Below are 16,945 nucleotides of genomic sequence, written 5' to 3'. Positions count from 1 at the left end.
CGGCGTTGACTTTAGAGAGAGACCGCTGATGGTATCTGCAGCAGAGCAAATGGCCGCCAACACAAGCTGGAGAGCGCTTGGCAAGGCCACCGATCTTCGCAATCGCATCCTGTTCACGCTGGGCCTTCTGATCGTTTACCGCCTGGGCACCTATATCCCGGTGCCGGGTATCGACGGGGCCGAGTTGCGTGCCTTTATGGAAGAGGCGGCGCAAGGGATCGGCGGTATCCTGTCGATGTTTACCGGCGGCGCACTGGGGCGGATGGGGATTTTTGCGCTTGGTATCATGCCCTATATCAGTGCCTCGATCATCGTGCAGCTTTTGACGGCGATGGTGCCGCAGCTGGAACAGCTGAAGAAAGAGGGCGAGCAGGGCCGCAAGAAGATCAACCAGTACACCCGTTACGGTACGGTGGGGCTGGCGACGCTGCAATCCTACGGCATGGCGGTCAGTCTGCAATCGGGCGGTCTGGCGACCGATCCGGGCACGTTCTTTATCGTATCCTGCATGATTACACTGGTGGGCGGCACCATGTTCCTGATGTGGCTGGGTGAGCAGATCACAGCGCGCGGCGTCGGCAACGGTATTTCGCTGATCATTTTCGTGGGCATCATCGCCGAGCTTCCCGCTGCTTTGGCGCAGTTCTTTGCCAGCGGTCGTAGTGGCGCGATCAGCCCGGCCGTGATCATTGGTGTCATCTTCATGGTGATCGCAACCATCGCCTTCGTGGTGTTCATGGAACGCTCGTTGCGCAAGATTCACATCCAGTATCCGCGCCGTCAGGTCGGGATGAAGGTCTATGACGGCGGGTCAAGCCATCTGCCCGTCAAGGTCAACCCGTCAGGGGTGATCCCGGCGATCTTCGCCAGTTCGCTGCTGCTGCTGCCGGTTACGGTCAGCACGTTTTCGGGTAACCAGACCAGCCCGCTGATGTCGACCATCCTGGCTTATTTTGGCCCCGGGCAGCCGCTTTATCTGGCCTTCTTCACGCTGATGATCGTGTTCTTCGCCTATTTCTACACCTATAACGTGGCCTTCAAGCCCGATGATGTCGCCGACAATCTGAAGAACCAGAATGGTTTCGTGCCTGGTGTGCGCCCCGGCAAGAAGACGGCTGAGTATCTTGAATATGTGGTGACACGAGTGCTGGTTCTGGGCTCGGCCTATCTGGCGCTTGTTTGCCTGCTGCCCGAGATCCTGCGCAGCCAGTTGCAGATCCCTTTCTATTTCGGCGGCACGTCCGTGCTGATCGTGGTGTCGGTGACGATGGACACCATCCAACAGGTGCAATCGCACTTGCTTGCCCACCAATATGAAGGTCTTATTGAAAAATCACAGCTCAGCGGCAAGGGTCGCAAGCGTTCGCGCAGAAAGGGGACAACTCGCCGATGAACATCATTCTTCTTGGACCGCCGGGTGCCGGTAAAGGCACACAAGCTCACCTGCTCGTTGCGGGGCGCAACATGATCCAGCTTTCAACAGGCGATATGCTGCGCGAAGCTAAGGACAGCGGTACCGAGATGGGCAAGATCGTGGCTGACGTGATGGCGCGCGGCGATCTTGTGACGGATGAAATCGTGATTGGCCTGATCCGCGAAAAGCTGCAGGGCGACAAAAAGGGCGGGTTCATCTTTGACGGCTTCCCGCGGACGCTGGCGCAAGCCGATGCGCTGGCGAAGCTGCTTGAGGATACCGGTGAGACGCTGGACAAGGTCGTCGCGATGGAAGTGAATGATGATGCGCTGGTGGCGCGCATTACCGCACGTTCGACCTGCTCGGGCTGTGGCGAGGTCTACAATGACATCACCAAGCCGATCCCCGCAGACGGCAAATGCACCAAGTGCGGTCAGGCCAAGGAATTCACCCGCCGGGCGGATGACAATGAGGAAAGCCTCAAGAACCGGCTGATGGAATACTACAAGAAAACCTCGATGCTGATTGGCTATTACCATGCCAAGGGCAAGCTTTCGTGGGTCAACGGTCTGGGTGAAATCGACGCGGTTCAGGCCGAAATCGCGACTGCGCTGGACAATTGATTGCCTGGGGCTTGACGCCCCCTGAAAATCCCCATAACCAGCACCATCTCTCACGAGAATTGATTCTGTTTCGGGTCGCGCCCGAGGGGAATTGACCATAGAAATTCAGCTGCGGCCCGGGCGAAAACGTCTCGGGCCTGCGTTGTGAAAAAAGGGTCTGGCGTTACGGACCCGCAACGAAAAGGAAAATAACACGTGGCACGTATTGCCGGCGTAAACATCCCGACCTCTAAGCGGGTCCCGATCGCCCTGACATATATCACCGGAATTGGCCACTCGACCGCCAAAGCCATCTGCGAAGCCGTGAATATCGACGCCAGCCGTCGTGTGAACGAACTGAGCGATGCCGAAGTTCTGGCCGTTCGCGAACATATTGATGCCAACCTGAACGTTGAAGGCGATCTGCGCCGCGAGACCCAGATGAACATCAAGCGCCTGATGGACCTGGGCTGCTACCGTGGTCTGCGCCACCGTCGCAACCTGCCGGTTCGCGGCCAGCGCACCCATACCAACGCACGCACCCGCAAAGGCCCCGCAAAGGCCATTGCCGGCAAGAAGAAATAAGGGAGGGCTGATCAATGGCACGCGATACCAAACGCACCAAAAAGAAGGTCTCCAAGAACATCGCCACCGGCGTTGCTCACGTGAATTCTTCGTTCAACAACACCAAGATCCTGATCTCGGACGTGCAGGGCAACGCCATTGCATGGTCGTCGGCAGGCACCATGGGCTTCAAAGGGTCGCGTAAATCGACACCTTATGCCGCGCAGATGGCCGCCGAAGATGCGGGCCGCAAGGCGCAGGAACACGGCATGCGCACACTCGAAGTCGAAGTGCAGGGCCCCGGTTCCGGTCGTGAAAGTGCGCTGCGTGCTCTGGCGGCTGTCGGGTTCAACATCACATCGATCCGTGACGTGACACCGATTGCACATAATGGCTGCCGCCCGCCGAAACGTCGCCGGGTCTGAGCTTTTTACAACTTTGGGGCCGCGTGTTTTTCCACGGCCCCATTCTGTCATTTTAACCTCGGGCGTTCCGCCTTTTGGACATGAGGGCTGAACAGGAATGGAGGGACACATGATCCACAAAAATTGGGCCGAGCTGATCAAGCCGACACAGCTGGAAGTGAAGCCGGGCAATGACCCGATCCGCCAGGCAACCGTCGTGGCCGAACCGCTGGAGCGCGGTTTTGGCCTGACGATGGGCAACGCGTTGCGCCGCGTTCTTCTGTCGTCGCTGCAGGGCGCGGCGATCACCAGCGTTCAGATCGACAACGTGCTGCATGAATTCTCAAGCGTGGCCGGTGTGCGTGAAGACGTCACCGACATCGTTCTGAACCTCAAAGGCGTCAGCCTGCGCATGGAAGTCGAAGGCCCCAAGCGTCTTTCGGTCACGGCCAAGGGTCCGGGCGTTGTCACCGCCGGTGATATCTCGGACAGTGCGGGTATCGAGGTTCTGAACAAAGATCACGTGATCTGCCACCTCGACGAAGGTGCGGACCTGTTCATGGAACTGACCGTGAACCAGGGCAAAGGCTATGTCGCGGCTGACAAGAACAAGCCCGAGGATGCACCGATTGGTCTGATTCCGGTTGATGCGATCTATTCGCCGATCAAGAAGGTCAGCTACGACGTGCAGCCGACCCGCGAAGGTCAGGTTCTCGACTATGACAAGCTGACCATGAAGGTCGAAACCGATGGTTCGATCACGCCGGACGATGCCGTGGCCTATGCTGCGCGGATCATTCAGGATCAGCTTTCCATCTTCGTGAACTTCGAAGAGCCCGAAAGCGCCAGCCGTCAGGACGAAGACGATGGCCTGGAGTTCAACCCGCTGCTGCTCAAGAAGGTGGACGAGCTGGAACTCAGCGTGCGTTCGGCAAACTGCCTGAAGAACGACAATATCGTCTATATCGGCGACCTGATCCAGAAGACCGAAGCAGAGATGCTGCGTACCCCGAACTTCGGCCGCAAGTCGCTGAACGAGATCAAGGAAGTTCTGAGCGGCATGGCGCTGCACTTGGGCATGGATGTCGAAGACTGGCCGCCGGATAACATCGAAGATCTGGCGAAGAAATTCGAAGACGCGTTCTAAGCGCGTCTTCACTACTGCCCGGAATGCCGGGGAAAATACGGGCAACCCCGCCCCAAGGAGAGCGGCTGACACGCATCAGACCGCCGGACAAAGCAAAACACGAAGGAATGAAATCATGCGTCACGCACGAGGCTACCGCCGCCTGAACCGTACCCACGAGCACCGTAAGGCGCTCTGGGCGAACATGGCCGGGTCGCTCATCGAACATGAGCAAATCAAAACCACGCTGCCCAAGGCGAAAGAACTGCGTCGGATTGTCGAAAAGCTGATCACGCTGGGCAAACGCGGCGATCTGCACGCCCGCCGTCAGGCCGCCAGCCAGCTCAAGCAGGATCAGTATGTCACCAAACTGTTCGACATTCTGGGCCCGCGTTATAAAGAGCGTCAGGGTGGCTATGTCCGCGTCCTGAAGGCCGGTTTCCGCTATGGTGACATGGCCCCGATGGCAATCATCGAGTTTGTTGATCGCGATCTGGACGCCAAAGGCGCCTCCGACAAGGCCCGCGTCGCCGCCGAAGAGGCAGCAGAAGAATAAGAATTACAGGAGCTTATTGCTCTGAACGAAACGCCGCCGGAGGATTTCTGGCGGCGTTTTTTTGTCGTGAGGCTTAGTGTTGGATTAGAGCGTTTAAGACTGTTCGAAATCGTTTTGAGTGCTTTTGACTTTAAGCTGCGGCCTTGAGGCCACGCTGGCGATAAACCGGAAAGGCAGCTTCAGGCCAAAACCGGGCGAAACTCCCCTACCTCGTTCTGAATAGTACTAACCCCCGTAAGCTTCGGCATAACGCCGCCGCAAAAGTGGTGAACGTCGCGCAAAGATCGAGTTTGCGATGGCGTTGCCGGGAAGTTCCCAGATACCGAAGGCTGAATCCATGAAATAGACGCCATGCCGTGTCATCCCAAGGTCACGGCACACCTGAGCGCCTCCGGGTGAGCATGAGATCGTGCCGATGCCGTGCAGGAGAATATCCCGTTCTGCCAATGCTTCGAGAAACCGGACAAAAGATGACAGCAATAGGGATGCCGCAGCCTCGTGTCGTTTAAGGATGATCAATGCCGGGCAGTAGCCGAAATAGGTGCCGGGCAACAGCAATCGGTTCAGACGGTCGACCGTAAGCTCTGATTCAATCAGGTTGCCCTTGCGAAAAGCCTCTTCATGTTCAGGACGCAAAAACAAAAGGCTCCATTTCGCTACGATCTGGTCTTTGTGCAGAACCGCACGCCAATTGTCGGGATAGGTATCGTATATTGGCAGATAGAGGTCCCTGTCGGGTGCAAGTTCATCAGGCAGAAAGTCAAACTCCGATTGGGCCATCGTGATCATGTCATTGATCGCATAGCGCCATGATCCGCCAAAATACCGGTCTACAAGCGTATCATCCAGTAGCTGGTAGGCGCTTTGAGCCTGCCGCTGGTTTCGCGCTTGCCAATCCTCGCGGCAGGCAAGGATATCGTCGCGTGTCCAGCCCAGACGTTCGGCCAGCCGGTGTTCAAGATCCCCGCGGATGAATGAGGCCGAGCGTTCGTATTTGCTGATCGCATCGACGCTGACGCCCAGCGTCTCTGCCAGTGTTTCCTGTGTCATTCGGCCGTGCGCACCGTTGCTGGCGCGCCAGTCACGAAGCTTTCTTGCAAAAAGGGAAGGAGGGTTGGTCATGGGGCCTCGCGCAACGCAGCACTGATATGTGCTGAACATGACCTTTGGGAACCGCTAAGCCAAGCGATTTACGGGTAACTTACGGTTTCTTACGGTCGTGCGGGTCACGTCACTGTAGTGCAAGGGTAGGGGGGCGGCAGGCTGTCTTGTGTAGATCACATGTAAGGAGTTTCTCGATGGCCCGCCGCCCGGAACGTTTGACCGACGCTTTGTATTTTCTCGCACCACAGCTGCTTCTTTTCCTGCCGAGGGACAGACCCGGGAACGGCGATGCGGATAAACGCATCGCCCCCGGTGATCGGCGCCCGACGCCCACCCATCGCCCCGCCGGGTGGTCACATCGGCGACGCTATCTGCGTGGTTCAGACCGCCCGCTGTGAGCGCCATCCGGGATACATGGCAATGTGCGCCGTTCTATTAGGCGCTTGCTTTGACGCCAACCCATGCGCATATCTCCGGAGTATTCCGATGAGGTGTTCATGCTGCGGTTTTTCGCTCTCCTGCTTCTGATCTGGCCTGCTCATATGGGGGCGCAGACGCGCGCGCCGGAAAACCAGCTTGAGATGCAGCTGAGTTTTGCACCGGTCGTGCGCGCGGCCACCCCGGCGGTGGTAAACATCTACGCAAAGCGTGTGGTGAATGTCCGATCCAGCCCGTTCAAGGGCGACCCTTTCTTTGACCGCATGTTCAGGGATTTTGGCGCGCCGCAGCAGCGGGTGGAAAACTCTCTGGGTTCCGGCGTGATCCTGTCGTCGGATGGCATCGTGGTGTCTAATTATCACGTTGTCGGGCAGGCGACGGATATCCGTGTGGTGCTGACCGACCGTCGGGAGTTTTCAGCGCGGTTGTTGCTGGCCGATGAGGAGAGCGATCTGGCGATCCTGCAGGTCGAAGCGGATGAGGCGCTGCCCGCACTGGAACTGCGCGACAGCGATAGTGTCGAGGTTGGCGAACTGGTGCTTGCGATCGGCAACCCGTTTGGTGTGGGTCAGACCGTCAGCAGCGGTATCGTCTCGGGGCTGGCGCGGTCGGGTGTGGCGATGGGAAATGCGCGCGGATATTTCATCCAGACCGATGCGCCGATCAATCCGGGCAATTCGGGTGGCGCGCTGGTCGACATGGCCGGGCGGCTTATCGGGATCAACACCTGGATATTGTCGCGCTCGGGTGGATCGAACGGGATCGGGTTTGCGATCCCAAGTGCGCTGGTAGACGAATTCGTGACCCAGGCGCGTGCCGGAAATGATCGTTTTATCCGGCCCTGGGCGGGTTTGAACGGTCAACCGGTGACGGCGGATATGGCCGAAAGCCTGGGCCTGGATCGCCCCGGCGGCATCGTGATTTCGCAAGTACATCCGCAAAGCCCGTTCCAGGATGTGGGCGTGGAGCCCGGCGACGTGATTGCGATGGTGGACGGTCAGCCGGTCAATACCCCGGCCGAGATGATCTTTCGCATGTCGGTGGCCGGAATGGGTGATCAGGCCAGGGTCAGCGTGTTGCGAAATGGCAAGGCGCGCGATGCGACAGTTTCACTGATGCCAGCACCGGATAAACCTGCGCGAGCTGAGGTAGAGACCGGCAAGCGGTCAGCCATACCCGGCATGCGATTGTCGAATATCAATCCGGCTGTCGTGGCGGAGTTTGGACTGCCGTTGAATGCGGTCGGTGTGCTGGTAGTCGATCCCGGGCGGCTGGGCGCGCGCGCCGGGTTGCGGGCTGGCGATGTCCTGCGCGGGATCAACGACGAACCTGCCAGCGATACGGCGACGGCGACCGCACTGTTGGAGCGAAAGGCCAGATGGTTGTCGCTGGACGTTCAGCGCGGCGCAAAACGCAGCGTTCTGCGATTCAGGCTCTGACCGATGGCGGACCTTTTTGATACCGCGTCCGCAGGGGTGCCGGACAACGCGCCCCGACCGCTGGCCGACCGCCTGAGACCGCGAAAGCTTGCTGATGTCATCGGTCAGGATCAGGTGCTGGGTCCCGAGGCGCCGTTGGGTGTCATGCTTGCCTCTGGATCGCTCACGTCGCTCGTATTCTGGGGTCCGCCGGGGGTTGGCAAAACCACCATCGCGCGGCTTCTGGCGGATGAAACCGATCTGCATTTCGTGCAGATCAGCGCAATCTTCACCGGTGTGCCCGAGCTACGCAAAGTGTTTGAGGCCGCCAAGCATCGGCGGACGAACGGGCAGGGGACGCTGCTTTTCGTCGACGAGATCCATCGCTTCAACAAGGCCCAGCAGGACGGGTTCTTGCCGCATATGGAAGATGGCACCATCCTGTTGGTGGGCGCCACGACCGAGAACCCGAGCTTCGAGCTTAACGCCGCCCTTCTGAGCAGGGCGCAGGTGCTTGTGCTGGAGCGGCTTGGTTTGGCTGATCTTGAGCGGCTCGCGCAGCGCGCCGAGAAAGAGCTGGACCGGGTCTTGCCGCTTGACGGGGCCGCGCGCGAGGCGCTTTTGGAGATGGCGGACGGGGACGGACGCGCGCTGTTGAACCTGATTGAACAGGTCGCCGCCTGGAAGGTTGACAAAAAACTGGACACCGACGCGTTGACAACTCGCCTGATGAAGCGCGCCGCAAAATACGACAAGGGTGGGGACGAACATTACAATCTGATCTCGGCCCTGCATAAGTCGGTGCGCGGGTCTGATCCGGATGCCGCGCTTTACTGGTTTGCCCGGATGCTGACCGGGGGGGAGGACCCGCGGTACCTGGCGCGGCGGATCGCGCGCATGGCGGTCGAGGACATTGGCCTGGCCGATCCGCAGGCGCAGGGCATCTGCGTGCAGGCCTGGGAAACCTATGAACGGCTGGGCAGCCCCGAGGGGGAATTGGCGCTGGCGCAGGCGGTGACATATCTGGCACTGGCGCCCAAATCGAACGCCGGTTACGTCGCCTTCAAGGCGGCGATGAAAGAGGCAAAGCGCACCGGGTCAGAACCGCCACCAAAACATATTCTGAATGCTCCCACCTCGTTGATGAAAGATCAGGGCTATGGTGACGGATATGCCTATGACCACGATGCCGAAGACGGATTTTCTGGCCAGAATTACTTTCCCGATGGCATTAAGCGCCCGGTACTCTACCAACCCGTTGAGCGTGGATTCGAGCGTGAACTGAAGCGAAGGCTGGATTATTTCAGCAAACTTAGAAAGAAGCGAAACTGAGCAACACATCTTCTCGTTAAGCGGGTATTTTTTGACGGCACAAGATTTCACCTGACCGGCAATATTCACCAAAGCCCAAGAAATGTCGTTTTTTGACTATCCGATAAATGATCGAATATCGTCCACACCGAATGTTGATCGACCCCAAACGATTAGAAACATTCTGTAATTATCGTGAATTACCAAAAAAAAACTGAATTATCCGTTTGCGCGCTGGATGCGATTCGAATTTCGTGTTTTGCTGTCCAAACGTCGCAAACAGGCTGCCTACTGACGTTCTGGACGGAGATACTTTTACAGACCGATCAGAACATTGGCGGTTCAATAAGACGCAAAGTCAAAAAAAGCTCAAGGGAGAGACTATGACTAGTACTAAAGATCAGATGATGATCGATCGGTTGGCGAATGCTGCCCGTGAAGGTAAGATTTCGCGCCGTTCTTTTATGAACTACTCGGTGGCGGCGGGCATGACCGCTTCTGCTGCAACGGGTCTTTGGGGGACCGCAGCAAAGGCCGAACCCAAGCGCGGAGGCAAGTTCCGCCTCGCTCAACATGACGGCAACACCAGCGATAGCCATGATCCGGGCACTTACCTGTCCTACTTCACCATTGTCATGGCGCATACGTTCCGTTCGTACCTGACAATGATCAATACAGACCAGAAACTTGGGCCGGATGTGGCTTCGGAATGGTCAGCGACACCAGACGCGACCGAGTGGACATTCGTGCTGAACCCGGCGGCGACATTCCATTCAGGTGCGAAGGTGACCGCAACAGACGTGATCGCGTCGATGAACCATCACCGTGGCGAAGGCAACACCTCGGCAGCCGCAGCACTTCTGGCTAGCGTGGTCGAGATTGTCGATAACGGTGATCATTCGGTTACGTTCAAACTGGATTCGCCCAATGCGGACCTGCCCTGGATCATGCCGGACTATCACCTGCCGATCTGCCCGGCCAATGCCGACGGCTCGCTGAACTGGCAGTCGGGCGATGGCTCCGGACCGTACAGACTTGTCGAATATGAACCCGGTGTCGGTGCGCGTCTCGAGCGGTTTGACGACTGGCATGGCGAAGGTGCGTATTTCGACGAGATCGAGATGCTTGCGATCAACGACCCGAACGCACGTCAAACCTCGCTGGTTACCGGCGATGTTGATTCAGCCAGTCTGCTTGAGAACAAGACGCTGGCGCTGCTGGGCCGCGACCCCAACATCGAAATCGACAACGTGCCGTCGGCATCGGCGATCACCATCCCGATGTTCTGTGACGTCGCACCGTTCGACAACCCGGACGTGCGGATGGCGCTGAAGCTGGCCATCAACCGCGAGGAGCTGGTTGAAAAGGTTCAGTATGGCGCTGCCACCGTTGGCAACGACTTCCACCATTCAGCAGCGATGCCTTATTTCCCGGCGGATATCCCTCAGCGGGAATATGATCCGGATCAGGCCAAGTCGCTGATGAAAAAGGCGGGAATGGAAGGCCATACCTTCAATCTCAGCGCGGCTGAATCGATCACCACCGGTGCGATCGACATGTGCCTGCTTTATGCAGAACAGGCCAAGGCGGCGGGTATCAACATCAACGTCGTACGTGAGCCGAATGATGGATACTGGTCGGATGTCTGGCTGACGAAGCCCTGGTGCCTGGTCAGCTGGGGTGCGCGCCCGACGCCGGATGTCATGTATACTCTGGCGTATAAGCATGATGCCCCGTGGAATGAAACCCACTGGAAAAACGATCGCTTCAACGAAGTTCTGCTGCAGGCGAAGGCAGAGCTGGATGACGTGAAACGTGCCGAAATGTACCACGAGATGGGTATGATCCTGCGTGATGACGGTGGTGCGGTAATTCCGTACTTCCCGAACTTCGTCTACGGACGTCGCAAAGGTGTCAAACATACCGGTCAGCTGGCAGCCAGCTGGATGATGGATGGTGCGCGGGCCGGGCATCGCTGGTGGTTCGAAGCCTAATACCAAACCAAACAGGGAGAAAACTATGACTAAAGTCCAAGATCAGATGATGATCGACCGACTTGCAGATGCTGCCCGCGAGGGCAGCATTTCGCGCAGGTCCTTCATGAATTATTCGGTGGCCGCGGGTATGACCGCGTCTGCCGCAACGGGACTATGGGGTACTTCGGCCAAGGCCGAACCCAAGCGCGGCGGCAAATACCGTATGGCGCAGCATGATGGTAACACCTCGGACCAGCATGATCCCGGGCAATATCAATCTAACTTTGAAATTTCACTGGCTCATACGTTCCGGGCCTATCTGACCATGATCAACGCAGACGGCACACTTGGGCCGGATGTGGCTTCGGAATGGTCGGCCACACCGGATGCGCAGGAATGGACATTCAAACTGAACCCGAACGCCACGTTCCACAGTGGTAAGAAGGTTACCGCCACGGATGTCATTGCCTCGATGAACCATCATCGCGGTGATGGCTCGACATCGGCAGCCAAGGCGCTTCTGGCGTCGGTCGAAGATCTTGTCGACAATGGCGATGGGTCGGTCACATTCAAGCTTTCTGCACCAAACGCAGACCTGCCTTGGATCATGCCGGACTATCACCTGACAATCTTGCCCGCCAACGAAGACGGCACGGCAAATTGGCAGTCTGCTGACGGCTGCGGTCCGTACAAAATCGTCAACCTTGAGTTCGGTGTCGGAGGGACTTTCGTTCGCCACGACGACTGGCACGGCGAGGGCGCCTATTTCGATGAGCTCGAATTCCTTGTCATCAACGATCCGAACGCGCGTCAGACCGCGCTGGTGACCGGTGACGTTGATGCCTGCAGCCTTCTGGAAAACAAGACACTGGGCCTCTTGGGGCGCAGCCCGGATGTGGAGATCGATAACGTATCGTCCGCGCAATGTATCACGATGCCAATGCATACGGATGTCGCGCCGTTCGATAACAACGATGTGCGGCTTGCGCTGAAATACGCGATCAATCGCGAGGAGCTGGTCGAAAAGATCACGTTCGGCGCGGCGACGATCGGTAATGATTTCCATCATTCGCCGGCGATGCCGTATTTCCCGTCGAAAATCCCGCAGCGTGAATACGATCCGGATAAAGCCAAGCATCACCTGAAACAAGCGGGGCTGGACAGCCTGGATGTCAGCTTCTCGACAGCTGAATCGATCACAACCGGTGCCGTCGACGCGGCCATCCTTTATGCTGAGCACGCCAAACCCGCGGGTATCAACATTACGGTCGTTCGCGAACCGAACGATGGGTACTGGTCGGATGTATGGCTGGTCAAACCCTGGTGCATGGTCACCTGGGGTGCGCGCCCGACGCCTGACGTGATGTACACGCTGGCCTATAAGGACGATGCCGCCTGGAACGAGTCGCACTGGCAGCATCCGCGCTTCAACGAGGTTCTGTTGCAGGCCAAGGCCGAACTGGACGACGCGAAACGTGCAGAGATGTATCACGAAATGGGTATGATCTCGCGCGATGAAGGCGGCACGGTCATTCCGTACTTCCCGAATTTCGTCTACGGGCGCCGCAAGAACGTCAAGCATATCGGGCAACTTTCACCGGCATGGCAGATGGACGGATACCGTCACGCGAGCCGCTGGTGGTTCGACGGCTGAACCCAATAACGACGAACCCGGCGCCCTTTGCGCCGGGTTTTTGCTTTTCGAAGGCTCAAAAAAGTGTAGGGTTTTCAAACCAACAGCCTTGACCCAACCGATCCACAAGAAATCGCGAAGCGCTCAAGGCCAAAAAAATTAAGTACCGAAAACCTGCTCAGGGCTTTGTATGCAGGGTTTTGGAACCAACACAGGAGGGATAGATGGGAGACATTCTTGGGCTCGTTGGAAAGCGGCTCGGTCTCGGATTGGTGATTCTACTTGTAATCTCAATCATAATTTTCTTCATGGTCGAACTTTTGCCGGGCGATATCGCCCAGGCGGTTCTGGGCCAGGGAGCGACCGAGGACAACCTTGCTGCTTTGCGCAAGGAAATGGGGTTGGATAAGCCCGCGATCGTCAGATATCTCGGATGGCTTTCGGGCGCCGTGACTTTCGACTTTGGTGCGTCCGTCGTTACCAAAGAGCCGGTGATCTCACTGATCGGCGAGCGTTTCATGAACACATTGTTCCTGGCTGCTTATGCCGCCGTGATCGCGGTTCCGGTCGCGATCGTTCTGGGCGTTCTGGTTGCGCTGCTGCGCAACTCGATCTTCGACCGGGTGGCAAACGTAGCGACGCTTACGTCAATCTCATCGCCCGAGTTTTTCCTGGGGTATATCCTGATCCTCTATTTCGCGGTCAAATGGGGCATGTTCCCGGCGATCTCCAGCCTGAGTGACGGGATGAGTTTCGGTGAATTGCTGAACCGGACCTTCCTGCCTGCCCTAACGCTGGTGCTGGTGGTTGTTGCTCACATGATGCGGATGACACGCGCGGCGATCATCAACCTTCTTGCCAGCCCCTATATCGAGATGGCGAGGCTTAAAGGCACACCGCCCTGGAAAGTGATCGTCAGACACGCGCTGCCCAATGCCTGGGCGCCGATCATCAACGTTGTGGCGCTTAACCTGGCCTACCTGATTACCGGCGTCGTGCTGGTTGAGGTGGTTTTTGTCTATCCCGGCATCGGCCAGGCGCTGGTGGATGCGGTGTCCAAACGCGACTTCCCGGTCGTGCAGGCCTGCTGTCTGATCTTCGCCGCGACCTTCATCCTGCTCAATCTGGCAGCTGATGTTGGCGCAATCCTGACCAACCCGCGTCTGCGGCATCCGAAATAAGGGGGTAGAGAGATGAGTGTATTCGTAATCGGCTACTACACCCTGTTGCTCGCAGTCTCCTGCCTGGCAGCATATTTCAACAAACGGCAGGTGTTCATCCTGGCCTTCTCGCTGACGCTGGTGTCGTTCATCCTTGGGATTGTCGGAGGCCCCGGCGCGCTTAAGGCGGTTGCCGTCTGTGCGGCGCTTCTGGGCCTGACGGCGATGGTGTCTTACGCCTTCCGGGAGTTTCTGATCCAGCTGGCGGAAAGCAACGTGGGAAGTTCATTCGCGAACAATCCGCCATTGAAGTACCTGTGCCTTCTTGTGCCCGCAGTGTGGTGCCTACTGGCATGGATAATCGGCTTGCCTCTGGGTGAGATCGCCTTCGCGCTTGTCATCATCGTGGTTCTGCTGATTGCGATGACCACGGAAACCGCAAAGGAACTTCGAACCGCGCCGTTGACGGCGGCCTTCGGGATGTTCGTGATCTTCACCTACGCGATTGCCGGCATCTTTGCGCCCTATATTGCACCTCATGGAGAGGCCGCGGTGATTTCGTCCGCCTTTGCCCCGCCGGATGAATCCATGCTGCTGGGCGCAGACCAGTTGGGCCGGGATATGTTCAGCCGCCTCGTCTATGGCGCGCGGAACTCGGTCGGTCTGGCGATTACTGCGACGACAGCTGCGTTCTTCCTGGGCGCTGGTGCAGGGTTGCTCGCGGCCACCAAAGGCGGCTGGTTCGATCAGTTCCTGGGCCGGGTCGCTGATGTGATCATGTCGATCCCGTCACTGATCTTTGCCCTGCTGATGCTGTCGATCTTTGGTCCCAGCACACCGGTGATCATCTGCGCTGTCGCCATCATCTACGCGCCGCGCGTCTTCCGCCTGACACGGGCGGTGGCGGGCAACGTCGTGGTGATGGATTATATCGAGGCCGCAAAACTGCGTGGTGAGGGGACAGGCTATCTGATCAGGCGCGAAATCCTGCCCAACTCGACGGCACCCCTGATCGCTGAGTTTGGCCTGGAATTCTGCTTCGTGTTCCTGCTGGTCGCGGGCTTGTCGTTCCTTGGCCTGGGTATCCAGCCTCCGACGGCGGACTGGGGATCAATGGTGCGTGAGAACGCCACGCTGATCTCGTTCGGTGACATCACCCCGCTGATCCCGGCGGCGGCCATCGCGCTGCTGACGGTTGCGGTTAACTTCGTGGTTGACTGGATGCTGTTCCGGTCCTCCGGTCTGAAGGAGCAATAATCATGCCGAAGAAAAAAGAAGTCCTTCTGAAAATCAGGGACCTGAAGATTCAGGGCTATTCTGATGAAACCTGGGTCGACATCATCAAGGGTGTCGACCTGACCCTCCACCGCGGCGAGGTGATGGGTCTGATCGGGGAATCCGGCGCTGGCAAATCCACCATCGGTGCCGCGGCAATGGGGTACGCCCGGGACGGCACGCGGATCGTCGAGGGGTCGCATATCGAGTTCGATGGCATGGAACTGACCACCGCCACCGAATCCGAGAAACGCGCGCTGCGCGGTTCGCGGATCGCCTACGTGGCGCAATCAGCGGCGGCGTCCTTCAATCCGGCGCATAAGATCATTGACCAGCATACCGAGGCGCCACTGCACTATCGCATCCAAAAGCGCATGGAGGCGCAGGAAGATGCGATGGACCTCTATGACCGGCTGCGTCTGCCGAACCCGCAGGAGATCGGGTTTCGCTATCCGCACCAGGTTTCGGGCGGTCAGCTGCAGCGGGCGATGACGGCGATGGCGATGTCCTGTCGGCCCGACCTGATCATCTTTGACGAGCCAACAACGGCGCTTGACGTGACGACTCAGATCGAAGTTCTTGCGGCCATTCGCGATATCGTCGAACAGTTCAACACCGCGGCGCTTTACATTACCCACGACCTGGCCGTGGTGGCGCAGATGGCGGACACGATCAAGGTGCTGCTCAAGGGTAACGAGGTTGAAGAGGCCTCGACCGAGGAGATGCTGAAAAACCCGAAAGAGGATTACACCAAATCCCTCTGGGCGGTGCGCAGCTTTGAAAGCCCGCAACGGCATCGGCCCAAGGACACTGTGCCGCTGATCTCGGTGAAGAATGTCGATGCGGCCTATACCGGTGGCCCCAAGATCCTGGATGATGTCTCGTTTGATATCTACGAAGGGATGACTGTGGCCGTGGTGGGCGAATCCGGTTCGGGTAAATCCACGACCGCGCGGGTGATCACCGGGCTTCTGCCGCCTTCGAAAGGTGAGGTTCTGTTCAAAGGCGAACCGTTCCCGCATGACTATCGCAACCGCACACGCGATCAGTTGCGGCAATGCCAGATGATTTATCAGATGGCTGATACGGCGCTTAATCCCAAGGTGAAGATTTCCGAGATTATCGGGCGTCCGGCACAATTCTATTCCGGCCTTACCGGTGCGGATCTGAAGAACCGTGTGGATGAGCTTCTTGATCTGATCGAACTTGATCCGGCGCAATTCTATAATCGCTATCCGCCGGAACTGTCAGGTGGTCAGAAACAGCGGATCGGTATTGCCCGGGCACTGGCGGCTGAGCCTACCTTCATCGTCTGTGACGAGGTCACCTCGGCGCTCGACCAGCTCGTGGCCGAGGGCATTCTGCGACTTCTCGACCGGCTCCAGAACGAGCTGAACCTGGCCTATATGTTCATCACCCATGACCTTGCGACGGTGCGTTCTATCGCGGATGAAGTCATCGTGATGCAGCAGGGTAAAGTGGTTGAGCAGGGGCCCAAGGACGACATGTTCACGCCGCCGCACCATCCCTATACCGATCTGTTGCTTAGCTCGGTGCCCGAGATGGACCCGAACTGGCTGACCACGCTTCTCGAAGAGCGCGGTATCGACAATCTGGGGGATGCCGCAGCAGCCCAGATTGATCCCAATGATCCAAAGATCCAGAGGGCGAAAAGCTAAAGATCTGACTTTTGATCGAAGAGAACGGCGGGTGGATAAATCCACCCGCCGTTTTGTCTCTCATGGTCTGTCGCATTCAACCGGCTGGATGAAGCCCATTCGGCACGGCGTGACCCTAGATAATCGCCATCGCCGAGAAGATCATCGTACCGACGATCAAGGCATAGACAATCACAACAGCCTGCCAACTGGCGCTGTGCATACGCAGTTCTTGAAGAAGTTCGTCACGGTTCATGGTGGGGTCTCCGTCGACTCGGAAGGGAACGCCGATTGTCGTTCCGGTGG

The 16,945-nt window shown here is 57.9% G+C and carries 15 protein-coding genes; 14 read left to right on the top strand and 1 reads right to left on the bottom strand.

All coding sequences use genetic code 11. The features are described 5' to 3' along the window. Window positions 1-28: 28 nt before the first annotated feature. The 6 genes from secY (at window position 29) to rplQ (ending at window position 4,666) form a co-directional block, all read left to right on the top strand. Complete coding sequence (gene secY, locus LC334_RS01655) at window positions 29-1,393, top strand: preprotein translocase subunit SecY (protein ID WP_085798480.1); 1,365 nt, start codon at window positions 29-31, stop codon at window positions 1,391-1,393. Next, a complete protein-coding gene (locus LC334_RS01650; RefSeq protein WP_085798479.1) occupies window positions 1,390-2,037 on the top strand; it encodes an adenylate kinase in 648 nt (215 codons plus the stop codon). The genes secY and LC334_RS01650 overlap by 4 nt, the downstream gene beginning before the upstream one ends. Before the next feature lie 195 nt (window positions 2,038-2,232). After that, entirely contained in the window at window positions 2,233-2,601 is a 369-nt protein-coding gene (gene rpsM / locus LC334_RS01645; RefSeq protein ID WP_085798478.1) for a 30S ribosomal protein S13, read from the top strand. Window positions 2,602-2,615: 14 nt separating this feature from the next. Then, a complete protein-coding gene (rpsK, locus tag LC334_RS01640; RefSeq protein ID WP_085798477.1) occupies window positions 2,616-3,005 on the top strand; it encodes a 30S ribosomal protein S11 in 390 nt (129 codons plus the stop codon). A 109-nt stretch (window positions 3,006-3,114) separates the two neighbouring features. Next, window positions 3,115-4,131: a DNA-directed RNA polymerase subunit alpha gene (locus LC334_RS01635; RefSeq protein ID WP_085798476.1), complete on the top strand. Its 1,017-nt coding sequence runs from the start codon at window positions 3,115-3,117 to the stop codon at window positions 4,129-4,131. A 115-nt stretch (window positions 4,132-4,246) separates the two neighbouring features. After that, entirely contained in the window at window positions 4,247-4,666 is a 420-nt protein-coding gene (gene rplQ / locus LC334_RS01630) for a 50S ribosomal protein L17 (RefSeq protein WP_085798475.1), read from the top strand. Window positions 4,667-4,891: 225 nt separating this feature from the next. Here the strand turns inward: rplQ and LC334_RS01625 are convergent, their stop codons facing one another. Next, window positions 4,892-5,716: a helix-turn-helix domain-containing protein gene (locus tag LC334_RS01625; RefSeq protein WP_176237592.1), complete on the bottom strand. Its 825-nt coding sequence runs from the start codon at window positions 5,714-5,716 to the stop codon at window positions 4,892-4,894. Window positions 5,717-5,964: 248 nt separating this feature from the next. Between LC334_RS01625 and LC334_RS01620 the strand changes: the two genes are divergently transcribed. From LC334_RS01620 to LC334_RS01585, 8 genes are all read left to right on the top strand, one after another. Then, window positions 5,965-6,168, top strand: coding sequence for a hypothetical protein (locus LC334_RS01620; RefSeq protein WP_085798473.1), 204 nt, complete (start codon window positions 5,965-5,967; stop codon window positions 6,166-6,168). A gap of 99 nt (window positions 6,169-6,267) precedes the next feature. Next, window positions 6,268-7,647, top strand: a complete 1,380-nt coding sequence (locus LC334_RS01615) for a trypsin-like peptidase domain-containing protein (protein ID WP_085798779.1) — start codon at window positions 6,268-6,270, stop codon at window positions 7,645-7,647. A 3-nt stretch (window positions 7,648-7,650) separates the two neighbouring features. Beyond that, window positions 7,651-8,958 carry a replication-associated recombination protein A gene (locus LC334_RS01610; RefSeq protein WP_085798472.1) on the top strand — a complete coding sequence of 436 codons (1,308 nt, stop codon included), beginning with the start codon at window positions 7,651-7,653 and terminating at the stop codon, window positions 8,956-8,958. Between the two features lie 362 nt (window positions 8,959-9,320). Further along, on the top strand, window positions 9,321-10,931 hold the full coding sequence (locus LC334_RS01605; protein ID WP_085798471.1) for an ABC transporter substrate-binding protein: 1,611 nt from the start codon (window positions 9,321-9,323) through the stop codon (window positions 10,929-10,931). Between the two features lie 25 nt (window positions 10,932-10,956). Further along, entirely contained in the window at window positions 10,957-12,567 is a 1,611-nt protein-coding gene (locus LC334_RS01600; RefSeq protein ID WP_085798470.1) for an ABC transporter substrate-binding protein, read from the top strand. 203 nt (window positions 12,568-12,770) lie between these two features. Continuing rightward, window positions 12,771-13,727 (top strand): ABC transporter permease, encoded by a 957-nt coding sequence (locus tag LC334_RS01595; protein ID WP_085798469.1) that lies wholly within the window; start codon window positions 12,771-12,773, stop codon window positions 13,725-13,727. A 12-nt stretch (window positions 13,728-13,739) separates the two neighbouring features. Beyond that, window positions 13,740-14,963, top strand: coding sequence for an ABC transporter permease (locus LC334_RS01590; RefSeq protein WP_139836260.1), 1,224 nt, complete (start codon window positions 13,740-13,742; stop codon window positions 14,961-14,963). 2 nt (window positions 14,964-14,965) lie between these two features. Next, complete coding sequence (locus LC334_RS01585) at window positions 14,966-16,660, top strand: ABC transporter ATP-binding protein (RefSeq protein ID WP_085798468.1); 1,695 nt, start codon at window positions 14,966-14,968, stop codon at window positions 16,658-16,660. Window positions 16,661-16,945 lie beyond the last annotated feature (285 nt).

Origin of the sequence: Roseovarius aestuarii (assembly GCF_019966515.1) — a bacterium.
Classification (GTDB): Bacteria; Pseudomonadota; Alphaproteobacteria; order Rhodobacterales; family Rhodobacteraceae; genus Roseovarius; species Roseovarius aestuarii.
This window is presented reverse-complemented; position numbering and strand designations above follow the sequence as displayed.

What these genes read in the sequence shown, in the direction of transcription:
- LC334_RS01595 (WP_085798469.1), top strand. Translation starts at nt 12,771, where the DNA reads ATGGGAGACATTCTTGGGCTCGTTGGAAAGCGGCTCGGTCTCGGATTG.
- LC334_RS01620 (WP_085798473.1), top strand. Translation starts at nt 5,965, where the DNA reads ATGGCCCGCCGCCCGGAACGTTTGACCGACGCTTTGTATTTTCTCGCA.
- LC334_RS01590 (WP_139836260.1), top strand. Translation starts at nt 13,740, where the DNA reads ATGAGTGTATTCGTAATCGGCTACTACACCCTGTTGCTCGCAGTCTCC.
- LC334_RS01600 (WP_085798470.1), top strand. Translation starts at nt 10,957, where the DNA reads ATGACTAAAGTCCAAGATCAGATGATGATCGACCGACTTGCAGATGCT.
- LC334_RS01605 (WP_085798471.1), top strand. Translation starts at nt 9,321, where the DNA reads ATGACTAGTACTAAAGATCAGATGATGATCGATCGGTTGGCGAATGCT.
- LC334_RS01615 (WP_085798779.1), top strand. Translation starts at nt 6,268, where the DNA reads ATGCTGCGGTTTTTCGCTCTCCTGCTTCTGATCTGGCCTGCTCATATG.
- rpsK (WP_085798477.1), top strand. Translation starts at nt 2,616, where the DNA reads ATGGCACGCGATACCAAACGCACCAAAAAGAAGGTCTCCAAGAACATC.
- secY (WP_085798480.1), top strand. Translation starts at nt 29, where the DNA reads ATGGTATCTGCAGCAGAGCAAATGGCCGCCAACACAAGCTGGAGAGCG.
- LC334_RS01610 (WP_085798472.1), top strand. Translation starts at nt 7,651, where the DNA reads ATGGCGGACCTTTTTGATACCGCGTCCGCAGGGGTGCCGGACAACGCG.
- rplQ (WP_085798475.1), top strand. Translation starts at nt 4,247, where the DNA reads ATGCGTCACGCACGAGGCTACCGCCGCCTGAACCGTACCCACGAGCAC.
- LC334_RS01585 (WP_085798468.1), top strand. Translation starts at nt 14,966, where the DNA reads ATGCCGAAGAAAAAAGAAGTCCTTCTGAAAATCAGGGACCTGAAGATT.
- LC334_RS01650 (WP_085798479.1), top strand. Translation starts at nt 1,390, where the DNA reads ATGAACATCATTCTTCTTGGACCGCCGGGTGCCGGTAAAGGCACACAA.
- LC334_RS01635 (WP_085798476.1), top strand. Translation starts at nt 3,115, where the DNA reads ATGATCCACAAAAATTGGGCCGAGCTGATCAAGCCGACACAGCTGGAA.
- LC334_RS01625 (WP_176237592.1), bottom strand. Translation starts at nt 5,716, where the DNA reads ATGACACAGGAAACACTGGCAGAGACGCTGGGCGTCAGCGTCGATGCG.